Source organism: Kitasatospora sp. NPDC032150 (assembly GCF_055579945.1).
The window spans coordinates 1-14,004 of sequence record NZ_JBVIMH010000065.1 but is presented as its reverse complement, the minus strand read 5'-3'; the positions used below and the strand labels follow the sequence as shown (position 1 = coordinate 14,004).

The window sequence follows — 14,004 nt, the reverse complement described above, 5'->3', positions numbered from 1 at the left end:
ATCGACTTTCTTCGCCGATCGTTGATCTACAGGTGTCCCGTTGCCTTGTTCAAGCCCCTTGACCTGCGCACTCATGCCATAACGCAGCGGCGTTGATCATTTCCCGGGTTGTTGATCAGTTGCGTCGCCGCGTCGGGGAGCACGGCGGGCTGAGGGCGTCGTGCGGGTCGCGAGGAAGGCCGTGAGAAGGGAGGTCGCAGCCAGGGCGGAGAAGAGGTGTGGGTAGCCGTCGAGAACTGGGGCGGGGGCTGTTGCGACCCGGGGGCGGGTACGCCGGTGATGGTGGCGGGGTCGGCGAGGAGGGGCTGAGGTGGCCGTAGGCGGCGGGGCCCCGCTGACGCGGGTGGCCACGGGTGGCGCGGGGCCAGTGCGTGCAGCGGGACGGTGACCGTGGCGAGAAGGCCGGCGAGGATGCGGTGGGTGGCGCGCCAGCCGAGGTGGGCGGCGAGTGTGGCGGGGAGGGGTGCGAAGGCGGTGCTCGCGCTTCACCGTGTGCACGGCTACTTTTTGACGCCCTTCCTGGCGTAGAGGTCGCCCTCGGCGGTGAGGTCTTTGGTCACGCGGAGGCCGTTGGCGCCGACCGTGGTGAACTTTGTGGTACCGCCGTAGCCCACGTTGATGTCCCTGTTGGCATAGAGCACGCCGTGCGCCACCAGGTCTCCCTCGACGCTGAGTCCGGACTTGGCGGCGAGCCCTCCGGTCACGCGGAGGCCGTTGGCGCCGACCGTGGTGAACTTCGTGGTACCACCGTCGCTGACGTCGATGTCCTTGTTGGCATAGAGCACGCCGTGCGCCACCAGGTCTCCCTCGACGCTGAGCCGCGACTCGGCGGTGAGCTCTCCCACGACGCGGAGCCCGTTGACGTTAACCGAGGAGAACTTCGTGCGCCCGCCCTCACTGACGATGACGTTGTTGTTGGCGACGAGGAAGCCGTTCGCGACGAGGGCTCCCGTGACGCTGAGCTGGGAGTCGGCGAAGAGGTCCCCCAGGACGCGCAGCCCGTTGGCGCCGACCGTGGTGAACTTCGTGCGCCCGCCTTCACTGACGACGAGGTTGTCGTTGGCGTACAGCTGTCCGTTCACGATCACCGTGGACTGGGCGGCGATGCCGCGGCGGACGGTCAGTGAGTCCAGGGTGGGGTCGGGGACGGTGAGTGTGAGGGTGGCGTACTGGTAGACCGGGGTGAAGCCGTTGGCGGCCCCCTGGGCTCCCGAGAGCACGGTTGCCGCGACGATGAACGTGGTGTCGCTGGCAATGCCGTTCGGGAGACTGAAGGAGGCGGCGGAACCCTGCTGGATGGGGCTGGTGGATTTGCCGTCGTAGAGCTGGAAGTGGGTGCCGTTGCTCTCCCAGGTGAGGTGGATGGGGCTGCCGGCGGTGAAGCTCGTCAGCGGCGCACTCGTCGCGGCCTGGCTGCCCCGGGCCAGGAAGCTGTGCAGGTAGAAGGCGGGTTCGACGACCGTCATGGTCCGCCTGCTGTACTTCTGCGTGTAGCCGGCGCCCGCGGAGGTCTTCGAGCGCTCCAGGATGCGGTAGGTGAGCGGGCCGCCGGAGGAGAGGAGACTTCCGCTGAGACCGAAGTTCAGCGGGTAGTTGATCAGGTCTCTCTGCGGGTTCTGCAGTTGGAAGGTGATGAGGTGGTACAAGCCCGTTGGAGCCCCGGGGAGGTTCAACTTCTGCCCGGTGTCCCTCCGGACCGAGAAGGTCCAGTCGCTGCTGCTGCTGCTGGCAGGCACCGGCGCCTGGGCGAAGTACGCCCGATCGCGGGTGTCGTCCGCCGGGACGGCGATCTCGATGCGGGAGCAGTGAACGGCCTGGTTCCCGGGCAGGACGGCCAGGTTGATGGTGGCCGGGGTGGGGAAGTCGGCATCCGCCTGCAGCGGCGCCGGGCTGGTGGAAGTGCGGTACTTCAGCAGCGGGGAGGTCGAGGAGGACGGCACGAGCGGAACCTTCCTGCAGGCGGTGAAGAGGAGTCGCCGACCACTGAGCGGCGCTGAGCTACGCGTGGGACGGCCGGAAGCGTGGTCGGTGACGATCTGGAAGCCGGAAAGCAGTGCCGGCCTGACGCTTCGTCATACCACAGTGAACGGCCGCGGCATCGCCTCGTTGGCCGCTGGCCGCTGATCGTTCCCTGATCCGGCAGGCGGGTGTTCCATCGCGCGGGTTGGCCTCAAGGGCGGGAGCCGCAGCCGTCTCGACCGGTCACCGCACCGAAGCCGACGTGGCCGCACCCGATGCGGATACCCGCGCGCCGGGCGTCCCCTCACCTCCCACCACGAGCACTGCTGGTCAGCCGGTTCACCCAGCCTCGCGGGCGTCCAGCGGGCTACGCAAGGCCACCAGATTGGCCAGAGCTCGCTTTCGGACATTCTGCGGGCCCGCCGTTGTCCTCGGTGCGAATTACGGCGCTGCGGAGGTGGAGGAGCAAGGCCGAGGCCAGGCCGACGGCCTAGCCGTGGTCGGCGAGGGGCTTGAGTGCGGGAATCAGGGCGTGGGCGAGGAATGGGCCGCCATGGGAGCCACCAACGGCGAGGACGCCGCCGATGACGGATGCCGTGACGGCGCACCAGTTCGAACCGACGGCGTACCAGTAGCGGCCGTCCTGGCGGCAGAGGGCGGCGAGGTTCAGGTGGGGGAGGCGCAGCAGCCAGAAGTCGGCGACGAGGACCCCGGCGACGGTGCCGAGCAGGCCGCCGACCACGCCGCGCCAGATGTAGATGTACAGGTACGGGTTGGAGATCAGCTTCCACTGGAAGATCAGGATCCTGACCACGTCGGTGATCAGGGCGCCGTGGCGGAAGGTGTTCCGGCCCGCCTGGGCCCACCACTACTTCCGCCCGTGCAACCGCGTCGAACATTTCAACCAGTGCGCCAAGGACCACGACGCCATCGAACGTAGCCGCACCCGCCGCATCGCCGCCCAGTTTCTTGTGCTCGACTTCCAGGTCGCCCACGTCAACCACCGCAAGATCGCCAGCTGGCTCAACACCCTCCAACTCGCCGACCAGCCGGATCCTGCCGACCGCGGTGGTGGTGTCGATGCCTTGGTCGAGGACGACCGGGCAGACGAGCTGCCAGTCGTCCAGGCACGCTCGGACGGCCTCGTAGGCGGTGCGGGTCTTGCCCGTGCAGGATTCTCCCCGCACGACCACCATCACTGCCTGTCGGTCGGTGGCGGCTGCGTTCAAGTAAGCGCGTAGCTGCCGGTCGTGGTCACGTTCGACGTAGTCGGGCAGCACGAAAGCGCCATCGGCGCCATTTGTGGTGCCGTGGATGGCGGGGTGGACGCCGAGCTGCTGCGCGGTCCAGGCCGCGACCGGGCGTGATTTGTCGGGCAGGGCGGCGAAACGTGCCCGAACCTCGGCCTCGGCCAGTGCGGCCGTTGCCTGGGTGCGCCGCACCCCTGCGCCGACGGTCCGGGCGCGCTGCTGGGCGACGGCCTGGTGCCGGGCACGCCAAGCCTCGGGGTCCAGCAGGTGGCGGTCTGCGGGCTGCGCGTCGATCCGCGATTCGGCGAAGGCGGTCCGCAGCAGCGTGATCAGTTTTATGAAGGCCTCCGACTGCTGGGGGAAGCGGCTGCCCTTCAGCCACTCGCTCACCGTGGTCGGGGAGCGCCCGATCGCGCGGGCTGCGGCACGCAGCGACCACGCCGTGGCGGCCAGATGTGCGTGATGGAGCTCTCCGAGCCGGCGCAGGTCCGCGAGGAACTCCTGCTCCAAGCCGTCGTGCTGTCCGCCCGTCATGCCGCCCCCGGGTGTCCACTGTCCAGAACGCCCGCCCTGGACGCCCCAGCAGCCTAGGTACCGACCAGCACTTGTTGCGCCGGAATCGTCCAAGACCTCGCGAAAGGCTGATGGACACCCCCTGGTACAGGAACCGTCAAGGCCATCGCCCCCGGCAGCCGGCCGGAGACGACACAACTCCCGGGAGGGCTCGCCATGACGATCGCCAACGCTCTACACGAGATCAGCACCTGCACCACCGGGATCCTCGGCCCCATCGGCACCGCCGCCCTGGCCCTGTTCCTACTCCTGTATGCAGGGGTGATCCTGCCGGCCGTGTGGTCCCGACGCCCCTACCGCCGTGCCGCCGCCCACCGCACCCTGACCACCCTGCTGAACCACCTGGACACCCTGCTCCGAGCCCTGCCGGGTATCCGGCGCCGGTGACGCCAGCACCGGGCTGTCGACTCTCCCGGCGGTGTTGCTGAGCCGCTGATCAGCCCAGGCCGCCCAGGTCGGTGCCACCGATCTGAAGCCGGGAGCCCGTATCCAGGTTGACCTCGCCGTACGGCCGCACGTGGCCCCAGAACAGCGGAGTCAGCCCGCGCCGGTCGCCGGGCCGAGCAGGCCGGAGTAGGCCGGAGTAGGCGGGCTCCGCCAAGACGGCTTGGAGCATCAAGGTGTTCACATAGACCAGGCTCGCCTGCAAGATCCGCAGGCACAGCGCGGCCATCTCGACCTCCTCGCGCCGCTTGGTGGAGATCTCCCCGCCTTTGCCGTAGTAGATCACCGCGTTCGCCCGGTTCCACGCCTCCACGACATTCAGGCCTTCCTCGATCTCCCGTGCGAGGGCGCGGTCTTGCAGATACTGACTTCGGCGTGGCCCGGGCGGCCCACCGTGGGACCGGTCGTTCGGTACCGGATGCCGAGGTGCTCACCTGAGGAAATTGGCCAGTTGTCGTCATGCGCCCAACTCTCGGGGGCTCCAGGGCGCGTAGTCGTCGTCCTTAGGACGGTCACTTCTCCCCCGGGAGGGGGACCCGGCACGCGACCGCGCCATCCGCGCGGCCCATTCGGCGACCCGCTGGAGCGGATCTGGGCGGCCTGCGTGCTGCCGTACGTCGGGGTCACCAGCGTATGGCGGACGGTGTTCCGCACAGTCAGCGACTCCCCTGCCGCCGAACGGGCCGAGTGGTTGCGGCAGGCCCGGGAACAGGCGGCCGCGCTGGTCTGCTGAGCGGGTAGGCCACGCCGGCCCGCTGAGCTCCTCGGATGAACCCCTACAGCTCGGCCTCCGCCGTCCGGTCGAACGCCACGATGAGCGTCGCCGCATCGTGAACGAAGTTGAACAGATCGTCGAACCGGCGGCCGGGGTGAGCCACCGCCCAACGGTGAAACTTGGTCTGAATGCGTCGATGCGGGCCGTCTGCGCCGCGTACACGCCCCGGCAGAACGTCGTCGCGGGCGCCCTTGTCCCGCTCTCGCTGGTCCTCACCACGGCGACGTTCCTCCCGCCACGTCAACCGGAGCCGGTCAACCCGACGTGGGGGACCTCACGACCACCGAGCGGCCGTGCCGAGGCGGCCGCCACTGTGACATCACGGCTTTGATCGTGAACGACGTCTTCGGCGGAGACCTCATGGTCGGGGAGGTCCACTGCGGCGGAAGGCTGCGGTCACAAGCCCCGGGCCCTTCGGCTGCCTGGTCGATCGCCGGGCAAGCAAGGACACGTACTACGCCGTCGATGCGTCGCTCGTCGACGTGTGCTCCTGGCCGCCGTCGCCGAACATGTCACGCCAGTACCTTTCGGCGGAGCGGGTGAGGTCGTCTCCGAGGTATTGGAGGAATCGGCCTGCCAGGGCGAGCCGGGCTCCGGCAACGGTCTCAGCCCCGAAGACCTCGGCGCCGCGCAGCGCAGTGGCAGCGAGTCGTTGGTTGGCGGCTGCGCTGGCCATGACGGTCCGCAAGCCCGCGTTGTCGTCGAGGACGTACCGGTTGCGGTGGCCCCGGTGGTCGCGGCCTCGCAGGATCAGTCCCTGCCGTTCCAGCAAGCGGACCGCCTGCGAGATGGTCGCCGCGCTGACCTGCAGGTGCTGCGCCATTTCGATGGCGGTGCGACTGCCGGTCTCTGAGGTGAACAGGCAGGCCATCACGCGGGCGGCGGTGCGCGGGAGGCCGGTTTCGACAAGAGCTGCGGTGAGGTCGGTGGCGAACGCGGCCGTTGTGTCGGGGTCGGGGCCGAGGTGCTCGATGGTCTGCTGCGCTGGCGCGTGTGGCTGCGGCCTGCGCCGGGCTCGGTGGATGGTCGCGAGCTGTGCCAGTTCCGCACGGTAGCGGGCAGGTCCGCCGTTGCGCGCGACCTCGCGGCTCACTGTTGATGTGGGCCGGCCCAGGCGCCGGGCGATGTCGACGTAACTCAGACGCAGTGCCAACCCCGCGGCAATCTGCTGCCGGTCGGCTCTGGTCAGTCTGCGTCCTGGCATGGGGGTTCGGTTCCTCCGAGTCGGTCGTCTCGGCCCCAATGTGCGCACCGGTCACCGATGGCTGCAACACCCCCTCGTTCTACGTGCATTGACCGTCACTGTCATTGCAATCGAAGCTTGGTAGCTGACCAGCGCAAATAGCACGGTCCAAAGGAGTTCGCCGTTGACCGGCATCTCGACTCGTGCCTAACGTTCGACTCCGATCGCTCCTCTGTGAGGCCTCTCACGGAGGAGCTAGGTGACAGCGTGGCCGAGACCGCCGTTGAGCTGCCTACCGGCCGCACCCCGAGCCCTTCATGCGATCTGCCCGCCGAACCGAGCGGCATCGGTGCTCGGTGACGCGGCAACAGATGTCGATCGATCGTCAGGAGCATTCCATGCGAGCCAAAGGCATCACCTACGACACCGGCTTCACTCCGGGCGGAAAGAGTTCGCGGCCCGTCTTCGACGCGGACGCGGTGCGGCGTGAGATCGGTATCATCGCAGACGACCTGCACTGCGATGCCGTACGGATCACCGGCGGCGACCCTGGGCGACTGGCCCTCGCGGCCCGGCAGGCCGCCGATGCCGGGCTAGAGGTCTGGTTCTCCCCGTTCCCCTGCGAACTGTCCGCCGAGGACCTCCTGCCCTACTTCGCTACCTGTGCCGATCGTGCCGAAGAGGTGGGAGCGGACGTTTTCGTCGCCGGTTGCGAGCTGAGCCTGTTCGCCGCTGGTCTTCTCCCCGGAGACGATAGCCTCGCCAGAATCCAAGCCCTGACCAGCGGCGCCCCCGAGGCATTGGCCAGGCTCGCGGAGGCTTCTGCCCAGCTGAACTCCTTGCTGGCCGACATCGCGGCGACGGTCCGCGCACGGTTCCGTGGAAAGATCACCTATGCCTCCGGAACGTGGGAACAGATCGATTGGACGCCCTTCGACATCGTAGGTGTGGACGCCTACGGCGATGCCAGTGACGCTTTCCGTCAGGGTCTGCGTGAGTATTTCCGGCACGGCAAGCCCCTGGCCGCGACCGAATTCGGTTGCTGCACCTACCAGGGTGCCGCCGCACGCGGTGGCATGGGCTGGGCCATCGTCGACCACGACGCGGAACCGCCCCGCCTCGACAGCGACTACATCCGTGATGAAGGCGAACAAGCCCGGTACCTCTGGCAGCAGTTGGACGTATTCCAAGAGGAGGGCGTGGACACCGCGTTCTGGTTCACCTTCGCCGGCTACGGGTATCCGCACCACGAGGACCCGCGCTTCGACCTCGACATGGCCTCCTACGGAGTATGCAAGGTCATGTCCGACGGTAGCCTTGCACCGAAGCGGTCCTTCCACGCCATGGCACATGCATACCAGTCAGCGACGTCAGCGTCGCCTCTCCAGGGTGAGGACGGCCTTGGCCATTGACGACATGTGGGACGTGGCGCGCCGGGGGCTCCAGAGGGCCGGCCTCCAGCGGCGACTACCGAGCTGCCGTCCGTGGTGGCTACACCGCGGCGGCCCGCATGGTCGAGGCCCCGCCCGGGTGCCGCTCCGCGTCCAGAACGACCGACCTGCGTTGAACGGACAGGAAACGAGGGCGCCCGCACCTTCGCGCGGGCGTCGATGACACTCGACGCCCAAGGGAAACGAAAGCGGCCCGCCTGTGCCGGAGTTCCGGAACGGGCTTGGGCCGATGTACGGCGGGCGGACTCAGCTGAGCTGGGTCGGCACCGGTTGGGCCTTGTCGAGCGATGCCACCCTGGCGGGCGACAGCGCCTGGCCGAAGAGCTGCACGTCGCTGATCCGGCTGGCCGCGTACTCGCCGTAGCTGCCCCGGTAGAGGCGGCAGCCGAGTCGGAGCGGCCCGGTGGTGTTCCAGACCGTGCCCTGTAGTCGGGGGTCACGTGCCGGAAGCCGGCCGCCGCCGTGCAGTGAAGGCCCGCGCCGTCATGGGCTGGACGGCCTGGCGCCCGGGGAAGAGCCACCGCCGACTTCGCGCACTCGCCTAGGGCAGGCGGTGGTGGTCGGTGTTCAGGTAGTCCCGTATCAGGCTGGCGACGGGTTCGGGTACCGGCATGGGCGGCTCGCCCAGCCTGATCGTGAGGGCGGCGCCGTCGTCGGCGATGTGCTCGGTCGTGAGTTTGACGATGCGGGTCACTGGTGGAGGCCTTCCCCTTTCACGATGCGGTCGGCGCTCAGTCCAGCGTGGGCACGCCGTTCTCCAGGCAGACCGTCGTCACAGCCTCCCGCGCCTGCACGCACGCCTCGACGTGGCGGGCGAGCAGCGGGATCAGCCGCTCACCCGCTCGATCGGCACGAACTCTAACCGCCGCAAAGGCCTCCTCAGGCCACGCTCAGCAGCGAGCTTGGCAGCGCTGCTCAGCGCGGCCCGGATTCGGCGTCGGAGACGGCTTGCGCCTCGGCGTCGACCAGCTTCTCGATCCGGTTGTGAAACGGCGCACCGGCGATGAAGGCGATGACGAACGCCCCGAGCAGGAAGACCGTCGAGAGCCAGGTCATCGACGACACCGGCAGGGTGTAGGCGCCCGCGACCCGCGCCGCGCACTCGCCGATCAGTGCCAGGCCCCAGGCGAGCGTGAAGCCCTTCTCGGCCCGCCGGAACCGGGCCGACCCCGCGCTCAGACGCTCCCATGCGGCGACCTTCGCGGGTTCACCTTTGGTGAGGACCGGCTTCAGCCCCGTGCTCGCCATCGGCTGCCCGGCGAAGGCGGAGCAGACCATGGCGATGCCGATCACACTGCTCAGCGCGCCATCCTTGGCGACCGTCAGCCGGGCGTCCCCGGAGATCAACGACAGCGCGATCCCGGCCGCATTGACCAGCAGCATCAGCCCGGCCAGTCCGTTGACCCGCCGCCCCCTCAACAGGCCCACCGTGGTCCGGACCGCCGGCAGCACGCTGCTCAATAACAGCGCGACCACAAGGCTGAAGCCCAGGACGGAATGCAGCACGTAGTTGACCGCCAGCGGGACGCCGACGTCCACCACCAACGGACGCAACACGACGGTCACCGGATGGGGCGATGGGCTGGTGGTGGTCCTCTTGGGCATGGTCCGGTCTTCTCCTCTTGCCAGGCGCTCGAAGCTCTCGACTGCGCGTTCAGGCTCTCCTGCGGAACTGACCTGCCGTCAGTGACGTGCGTTCTTTGATCCGTATGACAACTGTCACCGCGGTCAGCTGACATCCCGAAGATCCCGCAGGTCAGGCCGGTCGACGGACGAGTGAGCGGCGTGCACCACGCCGCGGGTTCCGAGTCCCGAGTGGGTTCCTTGTGGGCCTGGTCGTGGCGCTGCGCCTTGACCCTGGGGTGCCCAGGCCGTCCGGCGCCGTCCGAGACGCCTCGCGTCACACCCGATTGTGTAGCCGCCCTTCTGGCCACCGTCGTGCTGCGCCCTGAGCTGGGCTCCGCCGGCCGTGGTCCCGGCCGCCGTCTTGGCCGTCCGGGTCGCCTGGGTCGCCTGGGTCGCTGCTCCTGGTCGACGTCGTCGGGGGATGGCTCGCGCGTCCCATGGAGCCGTCCGCCGCCGGATCCCGCGGCCGTCCGGCCGCTGTCCTGGTAGCGGGCATGGGGGTGCCTATCTGTTCCCAGACCTCAAAGCCGCAGGTCAACCCATGAATGCCCGAAATGGGAGATTGGCGAAGCGTTCTGCGAACGATCACCGTGACCGTTCGCAGAACAGAACTGCGGGGATCAGTGGGGCGTGCGGGACGGTCTCCGGGGAGACCTCCACCCGGAGGCCGGCGAACTCGGTGGGCGGCCCGAGTCGGCATTGATCGTTCTCACGTCCGCCCTGGCGGACGAGGCCAACTCTCCGCCTGCGATCAGGTGAGCGATCCTGCTGGGCTCTGGGGCTTGAAGACAGCTCAGCAGTAGTGCCAGACGTACCGGACAGGGCCCCAGCTTCCGTGCGCGTCGGAGGGCGGGGCGCCGGGGGTTGTGTGGAGCCATCCCCCGTCCTTGCCGTACATCCCCGTCGTCGTACCTCGAGTCTGGTTGTTCTACCAGGAACCTCCACTGCCCATGCCGTCGGGAATCTCCCGTTTGTCCTTGTACCGGAATCCGAGCTGCTGGAAGTTGGCCTGCTTGTAGCCGCAGAAGTAACCCGGGGGCAGCGCCGGTTGGACCGACAGAGCGCTGCCCAGGTCGTCGCTTGACCTGCGGGATCGTCGGCCTGTCAGTCGCTCGCAGTGACAGTTGTCATGTCGATCCGGGTACACATCTCACTGATGGCGAGTCAGCTACACATCGTAGGTTCCTTTCAGCGTAAATCCCCTGGCTTCCTCGTCGGAGTAAGCACATCGAAGTCCTCACAAAGCCAGAAAATTGGAAGGAAAAGACATGCGCAAATCCTTGAAGGCCGGTGTAGTGGCGTTCGTCGGCTCGGCCGCGCTCGCTCTCGGACCCGTCACGGCCGCGCACGCGGCGGAAGCGCCCAACGGCAGCCCCTCTACGGCTGCGTCCACGCTCGACGCCGTGGTCAGCCCCCCCCGGGGGGACCGCCGGCTGCCCCGGTGACGGGCACCTTGACGTCAACTTGGTGTGCACCTCGCTGGGCAATGGCGCCCTCTTCCACAAGAAGGTTCAGGATAACCCTGGAGTGGCCGTCTACTCCTGGTACCACAAGACTGGCGGCGGCCCCCCGCCCCCGGCGCCCCGACGACGCCGGGGAGCACGCCTTGAGCAACGGGCTCGTCGAGAGCATGAACACCAAGATCCGCTTGATCACCCGCACGGCATTCGGCTTCAAGGACCCTGCGGCGCTCATCGCCCTCGCCATGCTCAGCCTCGGCGGACACCGCCCCGACCTACCAGGCCGTCACACCGCATGACCACCCACGGAAGCGACCGAAGAGCCGCAAAATGCGGGAGCCGTCGCGGACGCTGGTCCGAACGCACCGGTCGGTGATCCGCTCGACGGTGACCGTCATCCGGCGTCGGCAGCCGGTCTTCGCGGCGTTGCCCGCCAGCTCGCTGACGATGAGTTCGCCAGCCTCGACCAGGTCGTCCAGCTCCCAGGCGCGCAGCGTGGTGCCACGTACGGCTTGTCGCCTCGTCCCTCAAGGTCACCGTGCGGGCGGTGTGGTGCCGGGTCGCCGCGGGGAGCCGTACGCCGCTGCCGGTCTGGGGATCGGCGTCGGGTGAAACATCGGCTGCGGAGCTTCCCAGCTGTCCTGCGTCTCCCGGTCTCATCCCGACACGCCGAGAGACAGCACCCGATCGACTCTGGAACCGTCTGGGGTGGTGCCGGACCGGCCTGCCGCAGCATCAGCGCCCTCCGTCGTCCAGGACGGATCCGCTCTGCGCGGTGTGCGGGGGCGATCTTCGGGGCCCGGTGAAGGGGCTGCCGGGGCGGTGAACCAAGGGCTCGCCGAACTGCCCAGGATTGTGGCCGAGTTGCTGGGGTGCTGGAGGTGCGTGCCGGACGGCGAGGTCATGCACGGGGGTGTCGGGGTCATCATCCCGGTGCGGCGGCGGGCCGGGGGGACCACTGTGCTGAAGGTGTCCTTTCCGCATCCTGGCAACGTCTACGAGCCGGACGCGTTCGCGGTGTGGGACGGGCGCGGAGCCGTCCTACTGCTTGAGCGTGACGACGAGCGGTTCGCGATGCTGCTGGAGTGGGCCCGAACGTCGACCCTGGCGGAGGTCGAGGACGGCGACGAGATGGTGACGGTCGCCGGGCGGATCAATCGCCGCCTGGCCATCCCCGCGCCGCCCGGTCTGCCCCGGCTGCGGGATCAGGCCGATGCCTGGGAAGAGCAGTTGCGCAAGGATGATCATCACCGATGCCGATCCCGCGTTCCCGGAATCCTCGCCGCAAGCCCCGCCTGCGGCCGCGCCCCGCACCGGGCGCAGCACACCCGACCACACCCAGGCCCCACCACACACCCACCATCAGGCTGATGCAGGAGAGACCGCTTGCAAACCGCAGGGGCGGATCTGGCGGGCGGGGCCGGCGTCAGCGCGTGCACGCGCGCGTTGCCGCCGGGCCGACTCCTGGCTATGTCGGCCCAGCGGCAGAGACGCAGATACTGTCTTCACTGACGCGAAGCACGTGAATGGGCCGCATTCAGGCAGTCGGCCCTGGGCGCGAAGAAGCGCAGCCCATGACGGCAAGCGCGAGGTTCGAGGCTTCTCAGACCTTGATGCCGAAGCGGTAGAGCGAGCCGTTCTTGGTTGCGATGAACCGGTCGCCGGTCAGGAAGTAGACCTCGAACGAGTCCGATACCGCGCCGGAGACCGTAATCTCGCACAGGTATCCGTTGTCGACGCCGGGCATAGGGGCGTATCCCCCGGCCCAAAGGGTCCCGGCGTTCATGGCTTCGTTGTGGAATTCCCAGGGCGTCGGGTGGAATGCACCGAGCGTGCCACCGTCGTCGAAAGGAGCGACGGACCAGTTTGTTCCGGCGGGATTGAATGCCATTTCGGCACCCCTTTCTCGGGTTCTGCAGTCATGCGGTGTTCATTACATTCCCCGCCTTAAGTGGCAGAACACGTGAATGGCCGAAAGGATGAGGCGCGCAGGTGCGCATCAGCGCTTTATCGGATCATCTTATGTACGCCGTCCGGAACCTCTCGCGCCATCTGTGCGACATCCCGTGAGTTCTTCCGAGCCCCGCTGAGACGCTGCCCCCGTGGCCAGGGGCTTCTCCCTCCTTGGAGTGCTCCGCGCGCCTGTGACGTAACTTCAGGATTCCTGAGGCGTTCTCATCTCGTCCGACCGATCTGCGGTCAGGTCGAAGGCGAGGAGGCGCGGGTTGTCGGCGCTGGCGGTAGTGCGGGACCTGCGCGAGTATCGGGACCCGGTCTCGGCGGAGGAGTTGGAGCGGTTCGAGACCGACGTACTGGCCGGGTTCGTGCTGGCGAGGGCCTCGGCGGGGCTGACGGACGGCACGATCCGCGGGGACGTTGGTCACTTGGAGCAGGTGAGGACCTGGTTCGGCCGCCCGCTGTGGGACATGGAGCCGACGGACGCGGACGCGTACTTCGGGCGGGCGTTGCGGGGATCGCCCAGCGGCACCCGTCTGGCCCGCTCGCAGGCGCTGAGCACGTACTTCCTGTTCCTGGAGCTGCGGCACAAGGTTGAGATCCACCGGCTGACCGGCCGGGTGGTCGAGTGCCCGATCGACGAGATGAACCGCCCGCGCGGTTCCAAGGACGCTCAACTGCGGATCCCGCCGACCGAGCCGGAGGTCGCCAGGCTGTTCTCCGGCTGGGGTGGCGAGCTGGCCAGCTGTCGCAAGTTCGCGCCGACCGCCCGCAACTACACCGCCTCCAAGCTGATGTCGCAGGTCGGCCTGCGAGTGAGCGAGGCGTGCAAGCTCGACCTGGACGACATCAAGTGGAATCTGGGCCGGTTCGGCAAGCTCCATGTCCGCCACGGCAAAGGCGCCCGCGGCTCGGGGCCGCGCGAGCGGATGGTTCCGCTGATCAACGGTGCCGATCGCACGCTGCGGTGGTTCATCGAGGACGTGTGGGGCCAGTTCGACGACGACCACACCCGCCCCGGCGCCCCGTTGTTCCCGTCCGAGCGCAAGAACGCCGACGGTTCCGCGCGGAGGGTCGGCGACGACGCCCTGCGCGACGGCCTGGAGGTCGCCGTGAAGACCCATCTGCCGGGCTGGGCAGAGAAGTTGACGCCGCACGTCCTACGGCACTTTGTCTCCGCTTAGTGGTCGGCTCCGGAAGTCCTTCGGGGGTTGACTTCGGATCTCGTGCTATGCGTGGTGTCTTGCCAGGTGTAAAGGCGGCGAGTTCAAGTAGGCCGTTCGAGGCTGAACGGCGCTACCGCGTGGTGAAGGCGCCTCCGTTGACG

General features: G+C 68.3%; 14 protein-coding genes and 2 pseudogenes. 9 read left to right on the top strand and 7 right to left on the bottom strand.

The genetic code is table 11. The annotated features are described in order from the left end of the window. Positions 1–500: 500 nt before the first annotated feature. Both ACZ5ON_RS34935 and ACZ5ON_RS34930 read right to left on the bottom strand, forming a co-directional pair. Positions 501–1,940: a hypothetical protein gene (locus ACZ5ON_RS34935; protein ID WP_465601357.1), complete on the bottom strand. Its 1,440-nt coding sequence runs from the start codon at positions 1,938–1,940 to the stop codon at positions 501–503. Positions 1,941–2,449: 509 nt separating this feature from the next. Continuing rightward, positions 2,450–2,773, bottom strand: a complete 324-nt coding sequence (locus ACZ5ON_RS34930; RefSeq protein WP_465601354.1) for a cytosine permease — start codon at positions 2,771–2,773, stop codon at positions 2,450–2,452. On the opposite strand from ACZ5ON_RS34930, the gene ACZ5ON_RS34925 reads away from it, so the two are divergent. From ACZ5ON_RS34925 to ACZ5ON_RS34915, 3 genes are all read left to right on the top strand, one after another. Further along, the gene (locus ACZ5ON_RS34925; protein ID WP_465601351.1) at positions 2,733–3,200 is read left to right on the top strand and encodes a hypothetical protein; all 468 of its coding nucleotides are present in this window, start codon (positions 2,733–2,735) and stop codon (positions 3,198–3,200) included. The two genes, ACZ5ON_RS34930 and ACZ5ON_RS34925, sit on opposite strands and share 41 nt — an antisense overlap. 471 nt (positions 3,201–3,671) lie before the next feature. Continuing rightward, positions 3,672–3,800: a hypothetical protein gene (locus ACZ5ON_RS34920; protein WP_465601348.1), complete on the top strand. Its 129-nt coding sequence runs from the start codon at positions 3,672–3,674 to the stop codon at positions 3,798–3,800. Between the two features lie 138 nt (positions 3,801–3,938). Continuing rightward, positions 3,939–4,169 carry a hypothetical protein gene (locus ACZ5ON_RS34915; RefSeq protein ID WP_465601345.1) on the top strand — a complete coding sequence of 77 codons (231 nt, stop codon included), beginning with the start codon at positions 3,939–3,941 and terminating at the stop codon, positions 4,167–4,169. Positions 4,170–4,218: 49 nt separating this feature from the next. Here the strand turns inward: ACZ5ON_RS34915 and ACZ5ON_RS34910 are convergent, their stop codons facing one another. Beyond that, positions 4,219–4,539, bottom strand: coding sequence for a Tn3 family transposase (locus tag ACZ5ON_RS34910; protein ID WP_465601342.1), 321 nt, complete (start codon positions 4,537–4,539; stop codon positions 4,219–4,221). Positions 4,540–5,265: 726 nt separating this feature from the next. Between ACZ5ON_RS34910 and ACZ5ON_RS34905 the strand changes: the two genes are divergently transcribed. Beyond that, on the top strand, positions 5,266–5,544 hold the full coding sequence (locus ACZ5ON_RS34905; RefSeq protein WP_465601339.1) for a YunG family protein: 279 nt from the start codon (positions 5,266–5,268) through the stop codon (positions 5,542–5,544). Here the strand turns inward: ACZ5ON_RS34905 and ACZ5ON_RS34900 are convergent. Further along, positions 5,456–6,205: a helix-turn-helix domain-containing protein gene (locus tag ACZ5ON_RS34900; protein WP_465601336.1), complete on the bottom strand. Its 750-nt coding sequence runs from the start codon at positions 6,203–6,205 to the stop codon at positions 5,456–5,458. The two genes, ACZ5ON_RS34905 and ACZ5ON_RS34900, sit on opposite strands and share 89 nt — an antisense overlap. Before the next feature lie 350 nt (positions 6,206–6,555). Here ACZ5ON_RS34900 and ACZ5ON_RS34895 point away from each other — a divergent pair, with 350 nt between their 5' ends. Beyond that, positions 6,556–7,596 carry a hypothetical protein gene (locus tag ACZ5ON_RS34895; protein ID WP_465601333.1) on the top strand — a complete coding sequence of 347 codons (1,041 nt, stop codon included), beginning with the start codon at positions 6,556–6,558 and terminating at the stop codon, positions 7,594–7,596. Between the two features lie 580 nt (positions 7,597–8,176). Here ACZ5ON_RS34895 and ACZ5ON_RS34890 read toward each other — a convergent pair. Together ACZ5ON_RS34890 and ACZ5ON_RS34885 are read right to left on the bottom strand one after the other, a co-directional pair. Next, a complete protein-coding gene (locus ACZ5ON_RS34890; protein ID WP_465601330.1) occupies positions 8,177–8,329 on the bottom strand; it encodes a hypothetical protein in 153 nt (50 codons plus the stop codon). 221 nt (positions 8,330–8,550) lie between these two features. Then, positions 8,551–9,240 carry a VC0807 family protein gene (locus ACZ5ON_RS34885; RefSeq protein ID WP_465601327.1) on the bottom strand — a complete coding sequence of 230 codons (690 nt, stop codon included), beginning with the start codon at positions 9,238–9,240 and terminating at the stop codon, positions 8,551–8,553. A 1,289-nt stretch (positions 9,241–10,529) separates the two neighbouring features. Between ACZ5ON_RS34885 and ACZ5ON_RS34880 the strand changes: the two genes are divergently transcribed. The 3 genes and pseudogenes from ACZ5ON_RS34880 to ACZ5ON_RS34870 all read left to right on the top strand — a co-directional run. Beyond that, entirely contained in the window at positions 10,530–10,706 is a 177-nt protein-coding gene (locus ACZ5ON_RS34880; protein WP_465601323.1) for a hypothetical protein, read from the top strand. A 152-nt stretch (positions 10,707–10,858) separates the two neighbouring features. Beyond that, positions 10,859–11,020: pseudogene (locus ACZ5ON_RS34875) on the top strand (transposase); the annotation flags it as partial. A gap of 469 nt (positions 11,021–11,489) precedes the next feature. Beyond that, positions 11,490–11,963 (top strand): annotated as a pseudogene (locus tag ACZ5ON_RS34870) (aminoglycoside phosphotransferase family protein); the annotation flags it as partial. A 361-nt stretch (positions 11,964–12,324) separates the two neighbouring features. On the opposite strand, the gene ACZ5ON_RS34865 reads toward ACZ5ON_RS34870, so the two are convergent. Further along, the gene (locus tag ACZ5ON_RS34865) at positions 12,325–12,612 is read right to left on the bottom strand and encodes a hypothetical protein (RefSeq protein WP_465601321.1); all 288 of its coding nucleotides are present in this window, start codon (positions 12,610–12,612) and stop codon (positions 12,325–12,327) included. A 334-nt stretch (positions 12,613–12,946) separates the two neighbouring features. Here ACZ5ON_RS34865 and ACZ5ON_RS34860 point away from each other — a divergent pair, with 334 nt between their 5' ends. Further along, positions 12,947–13,861: a tyrosine-type recombinase/integrase gene (locus ACZ5ON_RS34860; protein ID WP_465601318.1), complete on the top strand. Its 915-nt coding sequence runs from the start codon at positions 12,947–12,949 to the stop codon at positions 13,859–13,861. Positions 13,862–14,004 lie beyond the last annotated feature (143 nt).